Origin of the sequence: Methylobacterium sp. J-088, assembly GCF_022829295.1 — a bacterium.
Classification (GTDB): domain Bacteria; phylum Pseudomonadota; class Alphaproteobacteria; order Rhizobiales; family Beijerinckiaceae; genus Methylobacterium.
The window spans coordinates 16,209-38,889 of the sequence record NZ_JAKSYH010000022.1; the positions used below are offsets into that span (position 1 = coordinate 16,209).

Consider the following 22,681-nt stretch of genomic DNA (forward strand, 5'->3'; position numbering starts at 1 on the left):
GGGGAGGCTGATGCCGGAGACGCAACGCCCCGTTTACCATTACAAGATTAGACCTGAGCAGCGATTGCCGATACCCGAGTCCCGGCCAGCCCCAGAAAACGTTAACCGAATGGTTACCGACCCTGCCGCTCACCGCGCCCGCATCGTGCCGCAGGGACGGGGTCCGGCGCGATCCCCGACCGGCGAATCAGGGGGTGAATTGTGTGGATCAGATCCGCAATCCCCAGAGAACACCGAATCCAACGGCTCCGGCCCGCCGCCGATCGATCGTTCGATCGATCCTGCGATCGATGCTGCGATCGACCGGGCGGCCCTCGACGCCCAGACCGGAGGCGACGCCGATCTCGCCCGCGAGGTCCTGGCGCTGTTCGCCGGCCAGTGCCGGTCGATCCTGCCACGGCTGGCCGATCCGGACCTGTCCCGGCCTGAACGCGCCGACCTCGCCCATACCCTGAAAGGCTCGGCCGCGGGCGTCGGAGCCACGCGGGTCCATGCGCTGGCGGATGCCGCGGAGACGCGCCTGCGGGGGGAGGGACTGCGGGGAGAGGGATATGGGGGTGTCGACGACCTCGCGGACGCGGTCGACGCGGCCCTCCGCGCGATCGCGGAAGGCCGCGCCTGAGGGCAACGCCGCCATCCGTAAGGTCGCGGGCCGTTCCGGAAACAGGGGTGCAGCGATGCGGCGATCGATCCGGGACGGGTGTCAATCGCCGCGCTTGCATTCCGTGGGTTCAACCGCCAATCAGTCACGCCGCCCGTTGGACTGATTTCGCCCGACGCGAGCCCGGAGCCCCAGCATGCCCAAGATCACCTACGTCGACCACGCCGGGACGGAGAGGACCGTCGAAGGCAGTGTCGGCGCGACCGTGATGGAGACGGCTCTGCGCAACAACGTGCCGGGCATCGACGCGGAATGCGGCGGCGCCTGCGCCTGCGCCACCTGCCACGTCTACGTCGCCGACGCGTGGATCGAGGTGGTCGGCAAGGCCCAGGACATGGAGCAGGACATGCTCGATTTCGCCAGCGACGTGCGTGAGAATTCCCGCCTGTCCTGCCAGATCAAGATCACCCCGGCGCTCGACGGGCTCGTGGTGACGACGCCCACGCAGCAGGGGTAAGGTTCGCCTCTCGTGGTGAAGCGGAACGCCGCGATTCAAGATGAGCGCGCGTGACGACGGGCGGATTTCGGCAGAACCGGAAGCCGGCGCCCCCTGGAGAGCTGACCCGGCAGCGCGACGTGCGCCTCGAAGTCGAAGCGGGCCTTCTGGCAATCGCGAGGGCGGACATCGAGAGCGGTCGTTTCATAGCGGACACCGATGTGGATGCCTGGCTTGAGGCCTGGGAGAAGGGGGATGCTGTCGCGCTTCCTGAGGCCTCGGCCCGTTGACTCAAGCGCCAAAGCTCGACGCGCTCTTCGTCCCCTCAGAGCTACAGGATACAGAGGTTTGAGGTCTCGGCAGTCTCGGCCGCCAGCTTGAAGAGGCGCGGGGGCCCTCTCCCGTGCGGACTTCGATATTCACATAGCCTGGTAGAACACCGAGGCTCGCGGCAGGGCGCGACGGGCCCCCTCTCCCGAGCGGGAGAGGGTTGGGGTGAGGGACGAGAACGCTCAGAACAGAGCACGTGATCGATGCGCCGATAGGGGGCACTTCTTCCGGGTAGTTCTCTTCCCTCACCCTGTCCCTCTCCCGCACGGGAGAGGGGACCCGCGCTCGACCCTGAACCAGCCTTGCCAGACCGGATGTGTGAATCCGCAAGCCCGCACCGGAGAGCCCGCACAGGAGAGGGGGCCTGTCGCGCTCCGCCGCGCGCATGAGCGTCCGACCCGGCATATGTAAATCGTAGCCCTCAGAGAGCGACACGCGGAGCCGGTTGCTCATTCTTCACCCGCGGCGCGTGAAACCGCCGCCTCCGTGAAAGACGGCGCCAGCGTTATCCTGGCAAAACTCACCCTGCTTATGCCCGACCTATGACAGCGGTCGACCTTCAAGGCCCGGTCACCCGAGCCACTACGAACAGCCCAACCGCGATCCCTACCGCACCAGCGCCCGTGCCGCCGCGTCGAGCCCCTCCAGGGTCAGCGGGAACATCCGGCCCGAGACCAGCCGCTGCACCATGCCGATCGACTGCGTGTAGCCCCACTGCGTCTCCGGCACCGGGTTGAGCCACGCCGCCTTCGGGAAATGGTCGAGGAGCCGCTGCATCCAGACGGCGCCGGCCTCCGCGTTCCAATGCTCGACCGCGCCGCCGGGCGTGGCGATCTCGTAGGGGCTCATCGAGGCGTCGCCCACGAAGATCAGCCGGTAGTCGCTGCCATAGGTGCGGATCACGTCGAGCAGCGGCGTCTGCGCCTCGTGGCGCCGCCGGTTCTCGGTCCAGACCGCCTCGTAGGGGCAGTTGTGGAAGTAGTAATGCGCGAGGTGCTTGAACTCCGAGCGCGCCGCCGAGAACAACGCCTCGGCCTGCTCGATATGCCAGTCCATCGAGCCGCCGACATCGAGGAACAGCAGCACCTTCACGGCGTTGCGCCGCTCCGGCCGCAGCTTCACATCGATATAGCCCTGGCGGGCGCTCGCGCGGATCGTGCCGTCGAGGTCGAGTTCCTCGGCCGCCCCCGCCCGGGCGAAGCGGCGCAGGCGCCGCAGCGCGAGGCGCATGGTGCGCGCGCCGATCTCGCGGTCGTCGTCGAGATCCTTGAACGTGCGCTTGTCCCAAACCTTCACGGCGCGGAAGTTGCGGTTCCCATCCTGGCCGATGCGGATCCCTTCAGGGTTGTAGCCGTAGGCGCCGAACGGCGAGGTCCCGCCGGTACCGATCCACTTGGAGCCGCCCTGGTGGCGTTCCTTCTGCTCGGCCAGCCGCTCCTTGAGAGTCTCGAACAGCTTGTCCCAGCCGAGCGCCTTGAGCTCCGCCTTCTCGGCCTCGGTCAGGTATTTTTCCGCGAGCTTGCGCAGCCACTCTTCGGGAATGGGCGTCGGATCGACCGCCTCCCCGAGAGTCTCCAGCCCCTTGAACACCGTACCGAACACCCGGTCGAACCGGTCGAGATGCGCCTCGTCCTTCACCAGCGCCGTGCGCGACAGGAAGTAAAAGGCTTCGACCTCGTGCCCGGCCAGCCCTTGATCGAGGCCGCCCAGCAGCGTGAGGTACTCCCTCAGGGAGACGGGGATCTTGGCGTCTCGCAGGGCCGTGAAGAACTGCAGCAGCATCCGAGACAAACGCGCCAGTTGGCGATGCGGGTCAAGTCCAGGCGAATCGAAACCACCGGCCCCAAGCTGTGCTGGACTTTCCGTCAGCGAACGCGGGTCTTCGCGAATGGTCGACAAGATTCAGCGCCATGGCCCGAGTCGATTCCCGCACCGCCGAGAGTCTTCTTGGGCTCTCGATCCGCAGAATCTGGGTATAAGTCGTCGAATCTGTTGATATGTGCCGCCGCACCCCTCGTGCAGTCACGCAATCCGTCATGGGAATCGCTCAACTCGATGGATCGAGTGGGTACGGACGCGGCGACGCGGTCCGTACGGGACAAGCGAGGAGACCTGCAATGGCGGTCATCCTGCGGAATCTGACGGAATTCAAGCGGTTTCTCGGGAAGCCGGGGGCGACGATTCAGTTGGTGCGCAACACCTTCATGGATCGTCAGCCCGCGGCGACCCGGGAGGCCTATCGTGACAAGGGCATGTATGCGCCTCGGGCCGTGCAGGCCCTGTCGCGCAAGGCCGCGGTGTTCACCCTGCGGGGCCATCCCGGCACGGTCTGGCTCTACTGGGACAAGGGCGCGCGCGGCTGGCGCTTCTCCGGCGACAGCGTGACGGTGCCGCTGGTCACCGGCCTGGGGCCCGCCGACGCGTTGGTCTACCGATGCAGCTTCGCCGAGGGGTTCGAGCCGGCGACGCGCAGCCGGGTGGTGCGGCGCCCCAAGGTCGCAGAGGCGCAGCCCGCCTTCGTCTGAGGAAACCGCGGCATCCGGGCGCCGCGCCCTTCACCGCAAAGCGGACAGGGCAGGTGGCGTCGTCTGCGCGGCCCGCATGAAGCTTGACGCAGCCCTGTACTCCGTCGGCGTCTGCCCGAACCGCTCCTTGAAGCGGCGGGAGAAATGGGCCTGGCTGGTGAACCCGCTTTGATAGGCGATGAGCCCGACCGGAACGGTGATATGGGTCGGATCGGCGAGCTTCGTGCGCGCCAGCTGCATACGCCGCTCCCACATCCAGTCCATCAGAGCGATGTTCTCCGCGCTCGCCACCTCCTGAAGCCGGCGGACCGAGATGTTGAGCGCAGCCGCGACGTCGTTGATCGACAGGCCCTCGACACCGAGGTGATCGACGATGAAGGCCTGCGCCCGGCTGACGATCGCGGCGCCGCTCAAGGACCGGGGCGGGTCGGTCTGCAGCTTCTCCGAGAAACCCGCCGCGATCAGCTCGACGGCGACCGCGGCCATCCGCGTCTGGCGTTCCGCATCGAGGCCCGCGCCGTGCTTGATCAGCGTCGACAGGTACGACGTGATGATGGGAAAGCTCGTCTGCGTCGCATCGATCGTCAGTCCCGTCAGGGACCGGGCCGGCCCGACGGCCCGCTCCAGCACGGCCCGCGGGATGAAGACATTGATGATGTCCAGGCCTTCCGGATGCGCGCCCAGGAACGGCTGGGTGTTGTCCATGAGCGCGATTCCACCCGGGCCGGACCGGCAGTGTCGGCCATGTTCCATCCTGAACGTCCGCTCCGACGCCAGGATGACGAGGTAGAAATCGTTATCCGAGGAGCGGATATGCGACTTCGTCCGGCTCATGGCATGGGGCGGGCCGAGGTAATGGCTGATCGTGAGGTTGTCGACCGTCAGCGCGCTCACGGCGGCCTGAAACCCCTTCGGCTGCAGATCCACGAACTCGAATCCACCGAACACCGATCGGCAGGCCTCGATCCAGTAATCGAAGCGCGCGCCGGGCGGCACTTCGTCGGTGCTCATCGTCAACGTCGCGTAGGCGGAGATATCGCGCTTGCCGCCGACCCGGGGGAACCGGCCGTCTCCCTCATACATCGCGACCGCGCCCGATGCCGCACGGTTCGAGCCTCCGGTGCGATTGCCGGACTTCCGTCGCGATCGGTCGAACGCGATGCGCAGTCATCACCATCACGAAATCCGGTCTACCCATCACGGGTTTCGCCCGGCGATACAGAGCCGTACCCATTGGCGACACCTTATGATGGTTAAAACTATTTAACAACTCGCGTCAGCAATCGAGCAGCCGGACGGTCGTATTGCTGCGCAAACACAACAGACGATCGCCAGGATGTCGAAATATTTTCGCTCGATCAGCCAAAAATATCTCAATATCAATATACATCGGCAATAAAATTTGAGGCGCGATTATTATTTTCTGGGAACGATACGGTACGGCGCGCCGACGGATCCGTCCGATCGCGGCGGCACGTCCTTCGATCGTGCACCTGAATCGCTCACCTGAATCGCTCACCTGCGCCCGCGCTACGCCGGAAACGCGCAGACGGAAGGGAACCAGTCCATTGACGGACCGGAGGCAGCGTATCGGTCCCGCCGCGGGACACCGATCCGCCGCGGGACACCGATCCGCCTCGGGACGCCGATCCGCCGCGGGACGCCGATCCGCCGCGGGACATGGCGCCGAATTTCAAACGTGGATCCGAGCGGTGGCGTTCGACCGTCGCGAAGGAGACGAAGCCCCCGCAGTGACTTCTTATCGCGCCGTCCCGGTCGCGGTTTACCGGATGCGGCTCATGCCTCCTGGCCGGCCGCGGCCTCTTGACGAGCCGCCGCCTGGGGCTCCGGCTCCCGCTTGACCGGCGGCTTGCCCAGGGTCTTGCCCACGGTACGCCGGGCCCGGAAGATCGGCTTGGCCTCGTTCTCGCGCTTCTTGAGCAGGGCGCGGTACTCGTCCCGCCGCTCGTGGATCGACGCGATGACGAGCCCCATCGGCACGCCGACATCGACCAGCACCGCCTCGGACAATTGCAGCGAGGCCTCGATCGTCTCCGGCACCGCGTCGTCGACGCCGAGTTCGTAGAGCGCAGTGGCGTGGCGGGCGTCGCGGGCCCGGGCCACGATGGTCAGGTCCGGCCGCTCGGCGCGGGCCGCCGTCACCGCCGCCTCGACCGCCCGGGGGCTGTCGAGCGTCACCACCAGGGCGCGCGCCGAGGCGATGTCGCAGTGGCGCAGGATCTCGGTGTTGCCGGAATCGCCGAAATAGACCGGCTTCCCGGTGCGGCGCTGCTCGGCGACCCGGGCGGGGTCCGAATCGAGGGCGAGATACGGGATCTTGTGCTTCTCCAGCATCTCGCCGACCTGCCGGCCGACACGGCCGAAGCCCGCGACGATCACCCGGTTCTCGACGCGCTCGGGCAGCGGCGTCTGCGCGCCCGCGGCGGCCTGGGCCTGGGCGGTCGCCCGCTGCTTGAGCCGCCGGCCGACCGCCGCGAGCGCCGGGATCATGATCATCGTGACGGTGGTCACCACCAGGGCGGCGGCCCCGACCTCCTCGGGGACCAGCCCGGTGGCCATGGCGCCGCCGATCAGCACGTAGGCGAATTCCCCGCCCGGCCCGAGCAGCAACGCCGTCTCGATCGCCACCGGCCGGGGGATCTTCATCACCGGCGCCGCCATCACCACCACGGCCCCCTTGATGGCGACCAGCGCCAGGGCGAGACCCAGGATCGCGCCCGGCGTCGCCATGAGCTGGGCCGGATCGAGGTTCATCCCCACCGAGACGAAGAACACGCCGAGCAGCAGGCCTTTGAACGGGTCGATCGTCGCCTCGATCGCCCGGCGGTACTCGGTCTCGGCCAGCAGCAGGCCGGCCACGAAGGCGCCGAGCGTCATCGACAACCCGCTCGCCGCCGCAGTCAGCGCCGTGCCGACGATCACCAGCAGGCAGGCCGCCATGAACAGCTCGGTCGAGCGCGTGCGTGCCACGAGTTGGAACAGCGGGCGCAGGGCGAGGCGGCCCGCGATCACGATCAGCACCAGCGCGACCGCCGCCTGGCCCAGCGCCATGGCCAGCGCCCAGCCCTTGTCGCCCCCGTCGTCGCGGCCGAGCACCGCGATGGCGAACAGGGCCGGCGCCACCGCCAGATCCTGGAACAGCAGCACCGCGAAGCTCGTGCGCCCGGTGGGCGCGTTGAGCCGCTTCTGCTCGGCCAGGACCGGCAGCACCACCGCGGTGGAGGAGAGCGCGAGCCCGATCCCCACGATCGCGGCGCCGACCAGCGGCACATTGAGCCCGTAGAGGATCATCGCCAGGATCAGCGTGGAGCAGCCGACCTGCAGCGACCCCAGGCCGAAGACCAGCCGCCGCAGGGTCCTCAGGCGCTCCCAGGACAGCTCGATCCCGATCATGAACATCAGGAAGATCACGCCGAACTCGGCGAGGTGGGAGATCTCGGCCCGGTTGCCGATGGTGAACAGGTGGACGAAGGGATAGGCCTCCGCCAGACGGCCGAGGCCGTAGGGTCCGAGCAGGGCGCCGGCGCCGATGAATCCGAGCACCGGCGAGATCCGCAGGCGGTGGAACAGCGGCACCACGATCCCCGCTGTGACGAGGAACAGAATCGCTTCCTTGTAGGAACCCGGATGGACCTCTGGCATCGGCGTCGGATCGAACCTCGTCTCTGGCGGCGGCGGGGGTGCCGATCACGGCTTCGCGATCATGGGTCCCTGACCGACGGGGAGCAAACGAATTCCGGCCCGGGCCAGGTGTGCTGCGACACAAGGCGGATACATGAACCGGGTGAGACATTTCCGCCACCCGGGCGGCGGGCCCGGTATCGTACAGTGCAGGCGTGCGCGGCGGCCTAAAATCGGCACAATGCGCGCATACACGCAGGAGTTAAACCGGGGTTAAACTCGGCTGGCTGTGCCCGGGACCGGACCCGATGGATGTGTTGAGGCCGATGATCTCCATCAAATCGATCTTTGCCGGTCCCAAAGCGCCCCCCAACCGCGACCGCAAGCGCGAGGAGCGCGAATGGAGGCTCGAATCGGACCGCTGGCGCCATCAGCGTCACGTCGATCGGGGCTACCGCGTCAAATGGGGCTACGTGGCGATCGCGTACCTCGTCGAGTTCATGGTGATCGGCGCCTCGCTCTGGGGCGCGTGGCTGTTCGCGGGCGTCTACAGCGACGGCGACTGGCACGCCTTCTACTTCATGCTGCTGGCCCCCATGGTCTACGCCGCCGTGGAGCTGTGCCGGGTGCCGCTGGGCATCCTGGCCCGCACACAGCGCTCGCATTTCGTGCGCGGGCTGGCGGTGCTCGGCATCATCTTCGCAGCCGGCGTGACCACCAAGTCGGTGTCCCAGCTCGGCGAGATGATGTTCCATCCCCGGCTGATGGAGGCCGCCAAGGCCAAGACCGCGCTCAAGGACGCCCAGGCCGACCGCGCCACGATCGGCGACCGGATCAAGGCGGCGGACGAGCGCGTCGCCCAGTACACGGCCGAACTCGACCAGATCGAGAAGCGCGCCGCCGACAACGCCCAGCAACTCGCCGGCCTGCCGGCCCAGCGCTGCGAGCGGGTCTTCGGCACCAACAGCAAGGGCCGGAAGTACCAGAACCTGAAATGCCTCGCCGACCCGCGGGTCGCCGCCCTGTCGGCTGGGGTCACCAAGGCGTCGGCCGACCGCGCCGCCCTGGTCAAGAACCTCGAGGACGCCCGCAAGGCACGGACGGAGCTCGATCCGGGTGCCGCCGACCGGCGGGTGGCCGATGCCGAGCAGGGCTACCGCAACGCGGTCAACCGCTCGCAGCTGCACTCCTTCACCGCCATGGTGTACGGCGTCGATCCGATCGACGTGACCGAGAGCCAGGTCCACGCCTTCCTGCGGATCTTCGTGTTCGTGCCGGCCGTCTGCGCCGCCTTCGCGTCGACGATCCTGGCGCTCTGCGCGGTCTCGACCCGCCGGACCTTCATGGACGAGGACGACCTCGGCGCCGCCGTGAACCCGGAGGCCGCCCCCTACATGCTGGACGCGATCGCCGACGCCCTGCGCTCGAACCCTGAGCCGATCCTGCCCCGGGCGGCCAATGCCTCCGGGGCGGTCATCCCGATGAACCGGCCGGTTCCGGGCCAGCAGGCCCTGCCCGGACAGAACGGTCCGGGCCAGACCCTGCCAGCCGCGGGAGCGGGCGCATGAACTACGTCGCCGGCGGAACCCCCGAGAACGTCGCCCTCGCCCAGCAGGTGAACTCCCGCCTGCGGGCGGATTCGAGCTACGTCGCGGCCCGGGCCTTCCTGTTCCGGGCCTTGGGCTTCGGCGCCTTCCTGTGCCTCGCGGGCATCGGCGTCGGCGCGGCGGCCTATGGCTGGGCCACGCTCAACCAGTTCGACACGGCGGCGGAGAAGATCGCCTCCGCCATGCAGGCCGCGCTCTCGGACGTGACGCTCAAGACGAAGGGCGAGGTCACGCTCACCGACAACACGCTCAAGCTCGAAGGTCTGCCCAAGGCCGCCACCGGCACGCCGACCCCCACCCGGGCGCAGCTCGGCAGTGACGCCGCCCCGGCCTCGAAGGCTGCGGTGAACACGACCTTCACGGTGTTCAAGCAGGTCCCCTATCTCGACGGGCAGATCGTGACCGGCTGGAACTTCAAGGACAACGCCGACCAGCCCTACCAGCAATACTGCTACTTCTCCCGCCGCACGGCCGAGGCGAAGGGTCAGGTCGAGATCAAGATCGACCTCGCCATGGACGGCAAGACCCTGCCGCAGCCGCAGAAGTCGGACGTGAACCTGGAGATCCTGGCCCGGAACTGCGTCTGGCACGAGAAGGGCTGAGGCGGGCCAGTCAACCGCACCCCTTTCCCGGACGCCTGGAACGCAGCGGAGGGTGATCCGGGATCCAGCACGAAAAGCCCCACGCCAGCGGCTCCGTTCGATCCGGAGGGACGCTGCGCGACGTCCTGCGCTGGATTCCGGGTCGCGTTCCGCTGGCGCTCCACGCGCCCGGGAAAGGGGTGGCGCTTGCGGCCGGCCCGCACCCCGCGTTACCCGTTCTCCTAAACCCACTTCACCGAGACCGCGATGCGCTTTTCCGGCACCGAGTCCTACGTCGCGACCCCCGACCTCACGGCAGCGGTCAACGCCGCAGTGGTGCTCGAACGGCCGCTCCTCGTGAAGGGCGAGCCCGGCACCGGCAAGACCGTGCTGGCCGAAGAGATCGCCAAGGGGTTGAACGCGCAGCTGATCGTCTGGAACATCAAGTCCACCACCAAGGCGCAGCAGGGGCTCTACGAGTACGATGCGGTCTCGCGGCTGCGGGACTCCCAGCTCGGCGACCCAAAGGTCTCGGACATCGCCAACTACATCCGGCGCGGCAAGCTCTGGGAGGCGTTCACGGCGCCCGAGCGCCCGGTCCTGCTGATCGACGAGATCGACAAGGCCGATATCGAGTTCCCCAACGACTTGCTCACCGAACTCGATCGGATGGAGTTCCACGTCTACGAGACCGGCGAGACCGTCAAAGCCGTGCGGCGGCCGATCGTGATCATCACGTCGAACAACGAGAAGGAATTGCCGGACGCGTTCCTGCGCCGCTGTTTCTTCCACTACATCACGTTCCCCGACGCCGAGACGCTGCAGCGGATCGTCGACGTGCATTATCCGGGCATCAAGCACCGCCTCGTCGAGGAGGCCCTGCGGACCTTCCTGGCGATGCGCGAGGTGCCGGGCCTCAAGAAGAAGCCTTCGACCTCCGAGCTGCTCGACTGGCTGAAGCTCCTCGTCTCCGAGGACATCGCCCCCGAGACCCTGCGCGAGCAGGACGGCCGCAAGCTGATCCCGCCGCTCCACGGGGCGCTCCTGAAGAACGAGCAGGATGTCAGCCTGTTCGAGAAGCTCGCCTTCATGATGCGGCGCGACCAGCGCGGCGGCTGACGCGCGCCACGCTTTCGGCTAACCGGCATCACGAGACCGCGAAGCCGGTCCGAAATTCTTGCAGGGGCTGACGTCATGCGCAGGCTGATCCTGTTGCGGCACGCCAAGTCGGACCGCCCGGCGGGCGTCGCCGATCACGGCCGACCGCTCAACGACCGGGGTCGGCGGGCCGCGCCGGCCGTGGGGACCCGTCTCGCCGAGGAGGGTGTGCGGCCGGACCTTGCCCTGGTCTCGACGGCCCAGCGCACCCGGGAGACCTGGGAGGCGATGGCGGCCACGCTCGGCGATCCCGAGATCCGCTGGCAGCGCGAGATCTACGAGGCCACCGCGCATCAAATTCTGACGGTGATCCAGTCGGCGCCCGACAGCGCCGCCACGGTGATCGTCGTGGGCCACAATCCGGGCCTGGGCGATCTGGCTTCGGACCTCGCCGGGGAGGGCCCGCGCGCCGTGCGCAACCGCTTGGCGCTCGAATTTCCCACCGCCGCCTACGTGGTGATCGATTTCGATACGGATCACTGGGCCGAGATCGCCTCCGGCCAGGGGCGTCTGGACCGGTTCGTCCGCCCCCGCGACATCGACCCGGATCTCGGCGGCTGAAGCGTCTGGGATCCCAAAGGGCTCAGCCCTTTGGTGGGGTATCGGGGTGAAACCCCGATGTCGGGCTTCGCCCGAGCCCATCAGGGCTCCGCCCTGCACCCGCAAAAGGGCTTGCCCTTTTGAAACCCTGACCCGTCAGGCCACCGGCACCGCATTGGCGTGCGTGGCGACCTCCGCGTGGGAGGGCAGGGGCGAGCCCGGCACGAACGCCTCGAAGGCCGCCCAGAAATCCTGCCGGATCGCGTCGCGCTCGGACAGGATCTCGTGCCGCGAATCCGGCAGGACCAGGATGTGGCCGGCCTTGAGCCGCGCGGCGAAGCGCTCGGTGTCGGGGGTTCCGCAGACCGGGTCGGCGCCTGCGGCGACGATCAGGGTCGGCAGGGTGATGCGCGGCGCGGCGCGCGGATCGCGCAGGCGCGCCATCGCCCGGAACGACTCGGCGAGCCACGCGATCGTCGGATCGCCGACCGCGCCGGCACCGACCTGCCGGGCCGCCGCGGCGTTGCGGGCGTAGCGGACGGGATCCCGCGTCAGGCGGTTGCCGGGATAGGGGTTGGTGGCGATCGAGACCGGCTTGCCGAACGGGATGTAGCGGCTCCCGAGCCCGAGCCGGTGCAGGCCCTGGGACAGCAGGGATGCCCCGGCCGGCCAGCGGATCATCCGGATCGACAGCATCGGCGCCACCGTCACGAGACGCCGGAACGGCAGCCAGCCGTCGAGCGCCCCGAGCAGCGCGACGCATCCGCCCATCGAGTGGGCCAGCCCGACATGGGGCTCCGGCATCAGCGGCATCAGCACGGTTTCGGCAACGGCCCGCAGGTCGAGCCGGTAATCGTCGAACCGGGCGACGTGGCCCTTGTGGGGGTCGTCCACCCGCCGGTCCGACTCGCCCTGTCCGCGCCAGTCGAAGGCGACCACCGCGAAGCCGCGGGTGCGCAGATCGCGGATCGTCTCGTAATACTTCTCGATGAACTCGGCCCGCCCCTGGAGCAGGCAGACCGTGCCCCGGCAGGTGCGCGTGCCGGATGGCCAGTAGGCCGCCCGCAGGGTGCAATCGTCGCGCGTGCCCACCGCGATCAGGGTGCCGCCAGGCGGGACCGGATTGTCGGGCGTGTCGCGCAGGGTGAGCAGCGGCTCACCTCCGGCCTTTCGCTCGAACCGCTTCATCGCCCCTCCTCATGCACCGCCGGAGCGTAGCGAAAAAATCTCGATTTTCCCTACGTCCCGGGGTCTTGAACCGCGATTTTCCCCCTCCGATATCTCGTCTGTGCCGGCCATTCGGCGGCACGGAAGACGGGTCCGGCCCCTCGGGGCGGACCGGAATTGCATGTTGCTCACACGAGGATATGTCATGCGTCAGTTCGATCTCGCGCCCCTCTACCGTTCGACCGTCGGCTTCGACCGGCTGTTTTCCGCGCTCGACCAGTTCGCCAGCGCCGAGGCTGCGCCCACCTACCCGCCCTACAACATCGAGCGGACCGGCGAGAACGCCTACCGCATCACCGTCGCGGTCGCCGGCTTCACCGAGGCCGACCTGTCGATCGAGGTGCGGGAGAACGCGCTCACGCTGAAGGGCGAGCGCAAGTCCGAGACCAAGTCGGAATTCCTGCACCAGGGCATCGCGGCCCGCACCTTCGAGCGCCGCTTCCAACTCGCCGACCACGTCCAGGTGACGGGTGCGGCGCTGGAGAACGGCCTTCTCCACATCGACCTCGTCCGCGAGGTTCCGGAGGCGAAGAAGCCGCGTCGCATCCAGATCGCCACGGCGGGCCGCGCCAGCGCCCCGGTGATCGAGGGTGACGTCCGGCCGGACGCGGTCCAGCAAGCCGCCTGACCGCGCCCGAACGCGCGGCTTTGTAAGAGCGCCCCGGTCCCCCGCCGGGGCGCTTTCGTATGGCGGCTGTCATAATGGCGTATCCACGCCGTGCTCTGCTTCCAGAGGAGCGGCGCACGACGCGCACCGGGAGCAAACCGGATCATGGTCGCCAATCTCGCCCGCGGAGCCTACAGCGCGCTCGGTGCCGGGTGGCACAAGGGCGTGCAATGGGGCGTCGGCGCGCCGATCGCGAAGCTGCGCCGCCGCCACGCGCATCTCCGGGCCCCTGCGGGCGGCCCGACCGGCATCGCCGACGTGCTCTCGGCCGAGCAGGCGATCCGGCTGCCCGAGCCGTTCGAGGGGCGCAGCCTCGGCCGGATCGGCAATCTGGAAGTGCGGCTGGCGACGAAGAAGTCCGAGATCCGCCGGGCGCAGCGCCTGCGCTTCAAGGTGTTCTACGAGGAGATGTCGGCGGTGCCCTCCGGGCTCGCCACCCTGTCGCGTCGGGACGCCGACGGCTACGACGCGCTCTGCGACCATCTCCTCGTCCTCGACCACACCCCGCCGAAGCGGAAGAAGCCCTTCGCCAAGCCCCGGCCGAAGGTGGTCGGGACCTACCGCCTGCTGCGCAGCGAGGTGGCCGAGCGCCATGCGGGCTTCTATTCCGAGAGCGAGTACGACCTCGCGCCGCTGCTCGCCGCCCAGGGGCACCGGCGGATCCTGGAATTGGGCCGTTCCTGCGTGCTCAAGCCCTACCGGGGCAAGCGCACCGTCGAACTGCTGTGGCAGGGGATCTACGCCTACGTCCTGCACCACCGGATCGACGCGCTGATCGGCTGCGCCAGCCTGGAGGGCACCGATCCGGACCGGCTGGCCCTGCCGCTCGCCTTCCTGCACCACCATGCCCGCGCCCCGGAAGGCTGGCGGGTCCGCCCGCTGCCGGAGCGCGCGGTGGCGATGGACCGGCTGCCGAAGGAGGCGGTGGATCCGAAGGCCGCCCTGCAGAGCCTGCCGCCGCTGATCAAGGGCTACCTGCGCCTCGGCGCGACCTTCGGCGACGGCGCGGTGATCGACCGCCAGTTCGGCACGACCGACGTGTTCGTGACGCTGCCGGTGGAGACGATCGGCGCCCGCTACCGGGGGCATTTCGCCCCGGCGGGGTGAGGGCGCGGATCGGGGATCCGGGAGGGTCTCCACCGCTCGGAGACCTTCGCTTCGGGAAGGGCCGCCACCTGCACGATGCCTCTGCGTCTTTGCGAGCGGCGCGAAGCCACCCAGGGCAGCGCGACATCGGTGAGCGTGGCGCGGCTGGATTGCTTCGCTCCGCTCGCAAAGACGGGACAGGTCCCGCAGCGGACCCTTACAAATCCCCCAGCGCCAGCTGCCCCTGGTTGCGCGCCTTCGGCGGCGCCGCCTTGCGCTCCTTCGGACGGCTGGCGGCAGCTCGTGCCACGGGCGGCTTCCTCGGCTTCGGATCGCCGCGCATCCGCGCCACCGCCTTGTCGCGGGCCACCGCCTCGGGGGCGCTCGGATCGTCGGACAGCCACTTGCCGCGCTTGATCACCTCGTTCACCCGGCCCTGATTCACCCCGACCTTGAAGGCGATCTCCTGCTGGGTCATGCCGGTGCTGGCGTGCAGGTCCAGGATCGCCCGGGCGAGTTCCGGGGTCATCTTCTGGCCCGTGAGCCGCCGGGCGGGCTTGACCGTCCGGGTCGCGCGGTCGCGCTCGCGCAGGCGCTCCAGCAGCGCCAGCGCCATGTTCATGCCATGCTCGCGCAGGGCTTCCTCGAATTCCTTCAGGGTCGCCATCGGCGCCATCCTCCGCCGGGCACTTGGGCCGGTCATGTTGTGGAGAACGTGCCGGGAACGACCGGGTTGCGCAAGCCGCGCCGGGCCGGCCTACCGGATGCCGTGCGGTCATCCACCGGAAATGCAGGCTCTGGCCTCGCCGCGGGCGCTCGGTTACAGGGGGCCGGCATCCGAGACGGCAGGGCCAGCCCGGCACGATGATCAGTCCGATCCGCACAATCGCCCCCGGCGAGACGCCCGGCTCCCTGGCTCGCGAGTTGGAGGCCGGGGCGGTGCTGCTGTTTCCCGACCTGCCGTTCCCGTTCACGGAGTTCGAGCGCCGCTTCACGGAGCGCCCCTTCGCGGACGGCACGGCCAAGAACGTCAACATCCGCGGCGAGGCGGCGCATTTGCGCGGGGCGGCCGGCACCCCGGAGGAGCAGGAGGCCCTGCGCCAGCTCCTGATCCGCTACCGCGCCTTCGCCCGGGACCTGATCGGCACCTATCTGCCCGACTATGCCGATCGGGTGAGCCTCGCCGGTACCTCGTATCGCCCCTTCGACGTGGACCGACGCAAGCTGAGCTGGCGGCGCGACGACACGCGGCTGCACGTCGACGCCTTCCCGTCGAACCCGATCGGCGAGAAGCGGATCCTGCGGGTGTTTCGCAACATCAACCCGGCCGGGGAGCCGCGCCGCTGGCGGGTCGGCGAGGATTTCGGGTCGATGGCGGAGAAATTCCTGCCGCGGCTCCCCGGTTATTCGGCGCTCTCGGCGCGTCTTCTGGCGACGTTGCGCGTCACCAAGGCCAAGCGCTCCGAATACGACCACCTGATGCTGCACCTGCACGACGCGCTCAAGCAGGACGAAGCCTATCAGGCCTCGGCCCCCCAGGCCGACGTGGAGTTCCGCCCCGGCGCGACCTGGGTGACCTTCTCGGACCTCGTGATGCACGGGGCCATGGGCGGCCGCTACATGCTGGAGCAGACCGCCTACCTGCCGGTCACCGCCCAGGCCGACCCCAGTTTAAGTCCACAGCGCATCCTGGCGGCCAAGCTCGGCCGCCCCCTTCGAACCTGAGAGAGGGACGTCACCCATGATCCTCGAGATCGCGCAGATCGAGATCAAGCCCGGGATGGAAGCCGACTTCGAGGCCGGCATCACGAAGGCTTCGGCGATCTTCAAGGAGGCCAAGGGCTGCCGGCATTTCGAGGTGCGGCGCTCGATCGAGCACCCGCAGCGCTACCGGCTGCTGATCCACTGGGACACGCTGGAAGCCCACACCAAGGACTTCACCGGCTCGCAGCCCTGGCAGGATTACCGCGCCCTGGTTTCGCACTGCTTCGCCGGGCCCGTCTCCGTCGAGCACACCGAGCAGGCGCTGAAGGCATTCTGAGCGGAGTCACTGCCAACCGGTGACGGTCCGAGCGTTGCGGCGGGGGCCGCCGGTGCTAGGCTCCCGCACGACCGATCCCGACGCGAATCGTCGGGAACGCGGCAGGTGGGGAACAGGCTGATGGCGCGGCTCGGACGGCTCGCGGGTGCCCTGGCGCTGCTCGGATGGGTGGCGGGCGGCCCGGCGCTGGCGCAGAATGCGGCCGTGCCCCGCGCCGCCCCGCGGCTGGCCACAACCGCCCCCGCTCCGTTCGCCAAAACCTTCGTTCGAGACGATCTCGCCAGCACGGCCCTGCGGCTCGAAGCGGCGCTCAAGGCCGAGGCCGGCACGGCGCTCCGGCCGGCGGCCCAGTCCCGCACCGCCGGGCAGGCGCTGATCGCCGCCGGCAAGCCGGATCAGGCCCTCACCCCGCTCGCCGCCGCGGCCGCGGCCGACCCGGCCGACATCCGCAACTGGCAGGCCTATGCCCGCGCGGCCGCCGCGGCGTTCGAGACCCTGGACGAGAACGATTACAAAGGCCGGACCCGGCTGCGCGAGCGGGCGATCGCAGCCGCCTACCGTGCCTACGAGCGCTCCGGTACGGCCCTCGACGCCGCGGCATCCCTGGCCCTGGTCGGCGCCGCGGAGGCCGAGCGGGAATCCTGGCGCCCGGCCCTCGAGGCCTACGCGGCGAGCCTCGCCCTGGCCGACGACGGCGCGGTGCGGGAGACCTACGACAGGCTGCGGGCCGAGCACGGCTTCCGCATCCTCGGCTACAAGGTCGATTCCGACGCGGCCGCCCCGCGGGCCTGCTTCACCCTCTCGGACGCCGTGGTGCCCAAGACCGATTACGCGCCCTACGTGGCCGTGTCGGGCACGAGCGCGGCCGCCGTGACCGCCGAGGACACGCAGATCTGCGTCGACGGGCTCAAGCACGGCGGGCGCTACGCGATCGTCCTGCGCCAGGGCCTGCCCTCCACGGTCGGCGAGAGCCTGCTCAAATCCGCCGATTACGAGATCTACGTGCGCGATCGCGCCCCGCAGGTGCGCGTCACCGGGCGCAACTACGTCCTGCCCCGCACCGGACAGGCGGGCGTGCCCCTGGTCTCGGTGAACGCGGCCAAGCTCGATGTCGAGGTGCTGCGGATCGGCGACCGCGGCCTGCTGCCGACCCTGCGCTCCGAGGACTTTTTGGGCCAGCTCAGCGGCGCCACCGCCCGGTCGATCGCGGCCGAGAAGGGCGTGCGCGTCTGGAAGGGCACCCTCGATACCGCCAAGGCCGAGCTCAACCAGGAGGCGGTCACCGCCTTCCCGGTTCTGCAGGCGGTCGGAAAGCTGGAGCCCGGGATCTACGTGATGCTGGCCCGGCCCTCCGGCACGGACGCCGCGGACGACGAGGGCTACGACACCCAGGCGACCCAGTGGTTCGTGGTCTCGGACCTGGGGCTGACCGCCACGAAGGGGCGGGACGGGGTCCACGTGGTCCTGCGCTCGCTCGCCTCCGCGCAGGTGATGCCGGGCGCCGAGATCCGGCTGATCGCCCGCAACAACGAGGTTCTGGGCACGCGCACCACCGATGCACAGGGCCACGCCGCCTTCGATCCCGGCCTCGCCCGCGGGGAGGGCGGTCTGGCGCCGAGCCTCGTGGTGGCCCAGGCGGGCACCGATTACGGCTTCCTCGACCTCAACCTCGGGGCCTTCGATCTCACCGACCGCGGCGTGAAGGGACGGCCCGAGACCGGCGGGCTCGATGCCTACCTGTTCCCGGAGCGCGGGGTCTACCGCTCGGGCGAGACCGTCCAGCTCACCGCATTGCTGCGCGATGCGGTCGGCGCGGCGGTGCCGGACCTGCCGCTGACCCTCGTGGTGAAGCGGCCGGACGGCGTCGAGTACCGGCGGGTCTCGGTGCCCGATCAGGGGCTCGGCGGACGGGCGCTGCCCTTGCCGCTCCTGTCGGGCGCGATGCACGGCACGTGGCGCGTCTCGGCCTATACCGATCCGAAGGCGCCGCCGATCGGCGAGACCAGCTTCCTCGTGGAGGATTACGTCCCCGAGCGGCTGGAGGTCACCCTCAAGGCCCGGCAGGCGGCGCTCCACCGGGGCGAGGCCGCGCAGGTCGATGTCGCCGCGCGCTATCTGTACGGCGCGCCGGGGGCGGATCTCGACGTCTCGGGCAGCGTCACCGTGCAGGCGGCGGCCACGAGCGGCATCAAGGGGCTGGACGGCTACAGCATCGGCCTCGACGACGAGGCCGTGGAGTCGGCCACGCAGGAGCTTCAGGAGCACGCGACCACGGGCGCGCAGGGCAGCGCCGTCGTGACGGTCCTGGTACCCCAGGTGGCGGCGCTGCGGGCGCTGGAGGCCAAGATCACCCTGGCGGTCGGCGAGCCGGGCGGCAGGGCGCTGTCGCGCAGCCTGACGCTGCCGATCCTCCCGGCCGGCCCGGTGCTGGCCCTGCGCAAGGGTTTCACGGAGCTGAACGACGGCGGAATCGCGGGTTTCGACGTGGTGCTGGCGACGCCTGAAGGCGCGCTCCTCGCCCGGCCGGGGGTGAGCTGGACCCTGTCGCGGGTCGATCAATCCTATCAATGGTATCGGGCGGACGGGCGCTGGTCGTTCGAGCCGGTCAAGACCACCAAGCGCGTGGCCAGCGGTACGGTCGATCTCCGGGCCGGCGGTTCCAGCCGGATCGAGGCCCCGGTGGGGCTCGGCCGCTACCGGCTGGATGTCTCGGCTCCGGGCGCCCCGGAGGCGAGTGCCAGCCTCGGCTTCGAGGTCGGCTGGGGTGGATCCCAGACCGCTGACGCGCCGGATCTCCTCGACCTGACCCTCGACAAACCCGGCTACGCGGCCGGCGACACGCTCCGGGCCAAGCTCAGCCCGAAGTTCAAGGGGCAGGCCAGCCTGATGGTGGTCAGCGACCGGGTGCACGAGACCCTGGAGGTCAGCGTGCCGGAGGGCGGCACCACGGTGAGCGTTCCGGTGAAGGCCGAATGGGGGGCCGGCGCCTATCTGATCGCCACCGCCTACCGGCCCCTCGATCAGGCAGCCAAGCGCCTGCCGGGCCGGGCGCTGGGTCTGGCATGGTTCTCGGTGGACCGCGAGACGCGCAACCTCGGCGTCGCCGTGAAGGCGCCCGAGCGGGCGCGCCCGCGCCAGGACCTGACCCTGCCGATCCAGCTCACCGGCCTGAAACCCGGCGAGGCGGCGCGGATTACCGTGGCGCTGGTCGATGTCGGGATCCTGAGTCTCACGCGCTACGCCGCGCCGGACCCGACCCAGTATTTCCTCGGCCAGAGGGCGCTCGGGCCGGAATTTCGCGACCTCTACGGCTACCTGATCGACGGCATGCAGGGCTCCGTGGGCGCGATCCGCTCCGGCGGCGATGCGGGCGGCGGCGAACTCGCCGATTCTCCGCCGACCCAGGCGCCGCTCGCCCTCTATTCCGGAATCGTGACCGTGGGGCCGGACGGCACCGCCAGCGTCACCTTCCCGATCCCCGCCTTCAACGGCACGGGCCGCGTGATGGTCACTGCCTGGAGCGGCGGCCGTGTGGGCCAAGCCCAGGCCGACGTGATCATCCGCGATCCCGTCGTGCTCACCGCCACGCTGCCGCGCTTCCTCGATACCGGCGACCGCTCGCGCCTGTTCGTGGCCCTCGACAACGTCGAGGGGCAGGCGGGCGACTACACGGTCGATCTGAGCCCGAGCGGGCCGGTCGTGGTCGGCGCCTCTGCGCTGCGCCAGACGTTCCGGCTGGAGGCCGGCGCCAAGGGCCAGTTCGCGATCCCGCTGACCGCGGCGGGGCCGGGCACGGCGCGGCTCGACCTCGCCTTGTCGGGCCCCGGCCTTCCGACTGCGCTGACCCAGAGCTTCGTCCTCGGGATCGCGCCCGGGACCGGCGCCCTGCTGCGCCGCTCCGTGCGCAGCCTCGCCCCCGGGGCGGCACTGACGCTCACGCCGGACCTGCTGGCCGACCTGCTTCCCGGCACCGGCAGCGTCTCGCTCTCGGTCACGCCGCTGCCGGGCCTCGACGTGGCGGCCCTGCTGCAGGCGCTCGACCGCTACCCGTATGGCTGCTCCGAGCAGGTGGTCAGCCGGGCGATGCCGCTGCTCTACGTCAACAAGCTCGCCACGCTGGACAAACTCGCCCTCGACGCGGGCGCGGACGAGCGGGTGCGCGACGCGATCGAGCGGCTGCTCGCCCGCCAGGATTCGAGCGGCGATTTCGGCCTGTGGTCGGCGCAGGGGTCGAGCGACCTGTGGCTCGACGCCTACGTGACCGATTTCCTGACGCGGGCCCGGGAGCGCGGCTTCGCGGTGCCGCAGAAGGCCTTCGCCCAGGCGCTCGACTACCTGCGCAACGCGGTGGCCAACGCCTCCGAGGTGCGCAACGGCGGCGCCGATCTCGCCTACGCGGCCTACGTGCTCGCCCGGAACGGCCGCCCGGTGATGGGCGACCTGCGCTACCTCGCCGACACCAAGCTCACCGACTTCTCCTCCGCGCTCGGGCGGGCGCAGCTCGCCGCCGCCCTGGCGCTGCTGGGCGACCGCGGCCGGGCCGCCCGGGCGATGGAATCGGCGCTCACCGCGCTGCGGGCTGAGCGCGACAAGGGCCAGTACCGGGCCGATTACGGCTCCCGCCTGCGCGACGGCGCCGGGCTGATCACGCTGGCGGCCGAGAGCGGGCTGACGCAGAGCGCCCTCGGCCCGGTCGCCGCTGTGTTCGGCGAGGAGCAGCAGACCGAGCGGTCGACGAGCACGCAGGAGAATGCCTGGATGGTGCTCGCCGCCGAGAGCCTGTCCAAGGAAGCGGACGCCCTGTCGTTCAGCCTCGACGGCGCACCGCAGACCGGGATTCTCGCGCGGGTCTACCGGGAGGCGCGCTTGGCGGTGCGGGGCGTGCAGCTGGTCAATACCGGCCGTGGCCCCGTGCAGGTGGCCGTGACCGTCAACGGCAATCCCCTGGCGCCGGAACCGGCGGCCGCGCAGGGCTACGCGGTGGAGCGGAGCTATCATCGCCTCGACGGCAGCCTGGTCGATCCGGCGGCGGGCCTGCGCCAGAACGACCGGCTCGTGGTGGTACTGAAGGTGAGCGAGGCCAAGGCGGAGGCCGCGCGCCTCCTGCTGGTCGATCCCCTGCCGGCGGGGCTCGAGATCGACAACCCGAAGCTGCTGGACGCCGACGTGCTCCAGGGGCTGGCCTTCGCCAAGTCGGAGGTGCAGCCGGTCCATACCGAGTTCCGCGACGACCGGTTCGTGGCGGCCTACGACCGCGACCCGAGCCAGTCGGCCTTCTTCACCGTCGCCTACACGGTGCGGGCGGTCTCGCCGGGAACCTACGTGCATCCGGGCGCCACCGTGGAGGACATGTACCGCCCGGCGCGCTTCGGGCGGACCGCAACCGGGAGCGTCACGGTCGGGGCGGCGAAGTAGGAGGCGGCGGGTCCGGATGTGACTGCGGACGGGGTATCCTGCTCAGCCGACCGGCCGGGGGAGGGCCGGGCGGATATCGATCTTCGGAAAATCGTTGCCGACGTAGAGCAGGGGGACGCCGTGCATCTGCGCACAGGCATAGGCGAAGCAGTCGCCGAGGTTCAGGCGGGCCGGGTGGCGGCCCTTGCCGTAGCGGGCGTGCGCAGCAACGGCGATGCGGATTTCGGCGATGCCAAGGGAAACCAACGCGATATCGACCTTCTCGCGGAAGCCGTTCACGATGCCCTCGGCAGTTTCGGGTGACACCGAATGAATGCAGGCCACCGCCAGGATGGCCTCGAACAGGGCAAGGGCGCTCGTCAAACGCTGTGGGGCTTGGCGAAGACGATCCGCCACCTGTTTGTACCCCTCCTCGCGGCACAGGATCGCGACGATCGCCGAGGCATCGATAAACATCAGTCTTCGTAGAGGCTGCTGTAGAACGCCTTGTCGGCCTTGAGCCCCGTCGCCGGGTAGGCTGCCAGCTTATCTTGGAGCGGTTTGATCTTCGCGAGGAAATCAGCCAGCGACTCCTCGCGGCGACCCAACTAGTTCACGAGCGCGATTCGCACCGCCTCGGTCTTGCTCACGCCGGCCTTCGATGCCAGCGTCTCGGCGAGTCGATTCACCTCTTCGCTGCGGATGTTGAGCGGCATGGTGACCTCCGTGTAGACACAGAAAGGTTAGTGTCTACACGCAGACGCCGCAAGCGGCCCGTACCCCGAC

The 22,681-nt window shown here is 69.6% G+C and carries 20 protein-coding genes; 12 read left to right on the top strand and 8 right to left on the bottom strand.

Annotated features, from left to right (window positions below):
* Positions 1-286 precede the first annotated feature (286 nt).
* Both MKK63_RS01220 and MKK63_RS01225 read left to right on the top strand, forming a co-directional pair.
* Positions 287-622: an Hpt domain-containing protein gene (locus MKK63_RS01220; RefSeq protein WP_243998038.1), complete on the top strand. Its 336-nt coding sequence runs from the start codon at positions 287-289 to the stop codon at positions 620-622.
* Positions 623-797: 175 nt separating this feature from the next.
* Positions 798-1,118, top strand: a complete 321-nt coding sequence (locus MKK63_RS01225) for a 2Fe-2S iron-sulfur cluster-binding protein (RefSeq protein ID WP_243997939.1) — start codon at positions 798-800, stop codon at positions 1,116-1,118.
* A gap of 915 nt (positions 1,119-2,033) precedes the next feature.
* Here MKK63_RS01225 and MKK63_RS01230 read toward each other — a convergent pair.
* Entirely contained in the window at positions 2,034-3,209 is a 1,176-nt protein-coding gene (locus MKK63_RS01230) for a vWA domain-containing protein (RefSeq protein WP_243997941.1), read from the bottom strand.
* A gap of 335 nt (positions 3,210-3,544) precedes the next feature.
* Here MKK63_RS01230 and MKK63_RS01235 point away from each other — a divergent pair, with 335 nt between their 5' ends.
* Entirely contained in the window at positions 3,545-3,952 is a 408-nt protein-coding gene (locus MKK63_RS01235) for a hypothetical protein (RefSeq protein WP_243997943.1), read from the top strand.
* A gap of 30 nt (positions 3,953-3,982) precedes the next feature.
* Here MKK63_RS01235 and MKK63_RS01240 read toward each other — a convergent pair whose 3' ends face one another.
* On the bottom strand, positions 3,983-5,035 hold the full coding sequence (locus MKK63_RS01240; RefSeq protein ID WP_243997945.1) for a helix-turn-helix domain-containing protein: 1,053 nt from the start codon (positions 5,033-5,035) through the stop codon (positions 3,983-3,985).
* 714 nt (positions 5,036-5,749) lie between these two features.
* Positions 5,750-7,615: a cation:proton antiporter gene (locus MKK63_RS01245; RefSeq protein WP_243997947.1), complete on the bottom strand. Its 1,866-nt coding sequence runs from the start codon at positions 7,613-7,615 to the stop codon at positions 5,750-5,752.
* A gap of 287 nt (positions 7,616-7,902) precedes the next feature.
* Between MKK63_RS01245 and MKK63_RS01250 the strand changes: the two genes are divergently transcribed.
* The 4 genes from MKK63_RS01250 to MKK63_RS01265 all read left to right on the top strand — a co-directional run bounded on the left by MKK63_RS01250 (position 7,903) and on the right by MKK63_RS01265 (position 11,501).
* Positions 7,903-9,162 (top strand): ATPase, encoded by a 1,260-nt coding sequence (locus tag MKK63_RS01250; protein WP_243997949.1) that lies wholly within the window; start codon positions 7,903-7,905, stop codon positions 9,160-9,162.
* On the top strand, positions 9,159-9,803 hold the full coding sequence (locus MKK63_RS01255; protein ID WP_243997951.1) for a hypothetical protein: 645 nt from the start codon (positions 9,159-9,161) through the stop codon (positions 9,801-9,803). Before MKK63_RS01250 ends, MKK63_RS01255 begins: the two co-directional genes overlap by 4 nt.
* Before the next feature lie 246 nt (positions 9,804-10,049).
* Positions 10,050-10,901 (top strand): AAA family ATPase, encoded by an 852-nt coding sequence (locus MKK63_RS01260; protein ID WP_243997953.1) that lies wholly within the window; start codon positions 10,050-10,052, stop codon positions 10,899-10,901.
* A 75-nt stretch (positions 10,902-10,976) separates the two neighbouring features.
* Entirely contained in the window at positions 10,977-11,501 is a 525-nt protein-coding gene (locus MKK63_RS01265; protein WP_243997955.1) for a SixA phosphatase family protein, read from the top strand.
* Positions 11,502-11,636: 135 nt separating this feature from the next.
* On the opposite strand, the gene MKK63_RS01270 is transcribed toward MKK63_RS01265, so the two are convergent.
* Entirely contained in the window at positions 11,637-12,668 is a 1,032-nt protein-coding gene (locus MKK63_RS01270; RefSeq protein ID WP_243997957.1) for an alpha/beta fold hydrolase, read from the bottom strand.
* A gap of 184 nt (positions 12,669-12,852) precedes the next feature.
* On the opposite strand from MKK63_RS01270, the gene MKK63_RS01275 reads away from it, so the two are divergent.
* Both MKK63_RS01275 and MKK63_RS01280 read left to right on the top strand, forming a co-directional pair.
* Entirely contained in the window at positions 12,853-13,335 is a 483-nt protein-coding gene (locus MKK63_RS01275) for an Hsp20 family protein (protein ID WP_243997959.1), read from the top strand.
* Between the two features lie 144 nt (positions 13,336-13,479).
* Positions 13,480-14,481, top strand: coding sequence for a GNAT family N-acetyltransferase (locus MKK63_RS01280; RefSeq protein WP_243997961.1), 1,002 nt, complete (start codon positions 13,480-13,482; stop codon positions 14,479-14,481).
* A 196-nt stretch (positions 14,482-14,677) separates the two neighbouring features.
* On the opposite strand, the gene MKK63_RS01285 is transcribed toward MKK63_RS01280, so the two are convergent.
* On the bottom strand, positions 14,678-15,127 hold the full coding sequence (locus MKK63_RS01285; RefSeq protein ID WP_243997963.1) for an RNA polymerase subunit sigma-70: 450 nt from the start codon (positions 15,125-15,127) through the stop codon (positions 14,678-14,680).
* Between the two features lie 197 nt (positions 15,128-15,324).
* Between MKK63_RS01285 and MKK63_RS01290 the strand changes: the two genes are divergently transcribed.
* From MKK63_RS01290 to MKK63_RS01300, 3 genes are all read left to right on the top strand, one after another.
* Positions 15,325-16,185, top strand: coding sequence for a Kdo hydroxylase family protein (locus MKK63_RS01290; protein WP_243997964.1), 861 nt, complete (start codon positions 15,325-15,327; stop codon positions 16,183-16,185).
* 16 nt (positions 16,186-16,201) lie between these two features.
* A complete protein-coding gene (locus tag MKK63_RS01295; protein WP_243997966.1) occupies positions 16,202-16,501 on the top strand; it encodes an antibiotic biosynthesis monooxygenase family protein in 300 nt (99 codons plus the stop codon).
* Positions 16,502-16,621: 120 nt separating this feature from the next.
* On the top strand, positions 16,622-21,916 hold the full coding sequence (locus MKK63_RS01300; protein WP_243997968.1) for an alpha-2-macroglobulin family protein: 5,295 nt from the start codon (positions 16,622-16,624) through the stop codon (positions 21,914-21,916).
* A gap of 42 nt (positions 21,917-21,958) precedes the next feature.
* Here MKK63_RS01300 and MKK63_RS01305 read toward each other — a convergent pair whose 3' ends face one another.
* Genes MKK63_RS01305 through MKK63_RS31875 form a run of 3 tightly spaced genes read right to left on the bottom strand, consistent with a single transcriptional unit; the run spans position 21,959 to position 22,611 of the window.
* A complete protein-coding gene (locus MKK63_RS01305) occupies positions 21,959-22,372 on the bottom strand; it encodes a type II toxin-antitoxin system VapC family toxin (RefSeq protein WP_243997970.1) in 414 nt (137 codons plus the stop codon).
* Positions 22,372-22,503: a hypothetical protein gene (locus MKK63_RS31870; protein WP_313901731.1), complete on the bottom strand. Its 132-nt coding sequence runs from the start codon at positions 22,501-22,503 to the stop codon at positions 22,372-22,374. The genes MKK63_RS01305 and MKK63_RS31870 overlap by 1 nt, the downstream gene beginning before the upstream one ends.
* The gene (locus MKK63_RS31875; protein ID WP_313901732.1) at positions 22,504-22,611 is read right to left on the bottom strand and encodes a type II toxin-antitoxin system VapB family antitoxin; all 108 of its coding nucleotides are present in this window, start codon (positions 22,609-22,611) and stop codon (positions 22,504-22,506) included.
* Positions 22,612-22,681: the final 70 nt, after the last annotated feature.

What these genes read in the sequence shown, in the direction of transcription:
- MKK63_RS01225 (WP_243997939.1), top strand. Translation starts at nt 798, where the DNA reads ATGCCCAAGATCACCTACGTCGACCACGCCGGGACGGAGAGGACCGTC.
- MKK63_RS01230 (WP_243997941.1), bottom strand. Translation starts at nt 3,209, where the DNA reads ATGCTGCTGCAGTTCTTCACGGCCCTGCGAGACGCCAAGATCCCCGTC.
- MKK63_RS01235 (WP_243997943.1), top strand. Translation starts at nt 3,545, where the DNA reads ATGGCGGTCATCCTGCGGAATCTGACGGAATTCAAGCGGTTTCTCGGG.
- MKK63_RS01240 (WP_243997945.1), bottom strand. Translation starts at nt 5,035, where the DNA reads ATGTATGAGGGAGACGGCCGGTTCCCCCGGGTCGGCGGCAAGCGCGAT.
- MKK63_RS01245 (WP_243997947.1), bottom strand. Translation starts at nt 7,615, where the DNA reads ATGCCAGAGGTCCATCCGGGTTCCTACAAGGAAGCGATTCTGTTCCTC.
- MKK63_RS01250 (WP_243997949.1), top strand. Translation starts at nt 7,903, where the DNA reads ATGGATGTGTTGAGGCCGATGATCTCCATCAAATCGATCTTTGCCGGT.
- MKK63_RS01255 (WP_243997951.1), top strand. Translation starts at nt 9,159, where the DNA reads ATGAACTACGTCGCCGGCGGAACCCCCGAGAACGTCGCCCTCGCCCAG.
- MKK63_RS01260 (WP_243997953.1), top strand. Translation starts at nt 10,050, where the DNA reads ATGCGCTTTTCCGGCACCGAGTCCTACGTCGCGACCCCCGACCTCACG.
- MKK63_RS01265 (WP_243997955.1), top strand. Translation starts at nt 10,977, where the DNA reads ATGCGCAGGCTGATCCTGTTGCGGCACGCCAAGTCGGACCGCCCGGCG.
- MKK63_RS01270 (WP_243997957.1), bottom strand. Translation starts at nt 12,668, where the DNA reads ATGAAGCGGTTCGAGCGAAAGGCCGGAGGTGAGCCGCTGCTCACCCTG.
- MKK63_RS01275 (WP_243997959.1), top strand. Translation starts at nt 12,853, where the DNA reads ATGCGTCAGTTCGATCTCGCGCCCCTCTACCGTTCGACCGTCGGCTTC.
- MKK63_RS01280 (WP_243997961.1), top strand. Translation starts at nt 13,480, where the DNA reads ATGGTCGCCAATCTCGCCCGCGGAGCCTACAGCGCGCTCGGTGCCGGG.
- MKK63_RS01285 (WP_243997963.1), bottom strand. Translation starts at nt 15,127, where the DNA reads ATGGCGACCCTGAAGGAATTCGAGGAAGCCCTGCGCGAGCATGGCATG.
- MKK63_RS01290 (WP_243997964.1), top strand. Translation starts at nt 15,325, where the DNA reads ATGATCAGTCCGATCCGCACAATCGCCCCCGGCGAGACGCCCGGCTCC.
- MKK63_RS01295 (WP_243997966.1), top strand. Translation starts at nt 16,202, where the DNA reads ATGATCCTCGAGATCGCGCAGATCGAGATCAAGCCCGGGATGGAAGCC.
- MKK63_RS01300 (WP_243997968.1), top strand. Translation starts at nt 16,622, where the DNA reads ATGGCGCGGCTCGGACGGCTCGCGGGTGCCCTGGCGCTGCTCGGATGG.
- MKK63_RS01305 (WP_243997970.1), bottom strand. Translation starts at nt 22,372, where the DNA reads ATGTTTATCGATGCCTCGGCGATCGTCGCGATCCTGTGCCGCGAGGAG.
- MKK63_RS31875 (WP_313901732.1), bottom strand. Translation starts at nt 22,611, where the DNA reads ATGCCGCTCAACATCCGCAGCGAAGAGGTGAATCGACTCGCCGAGACG.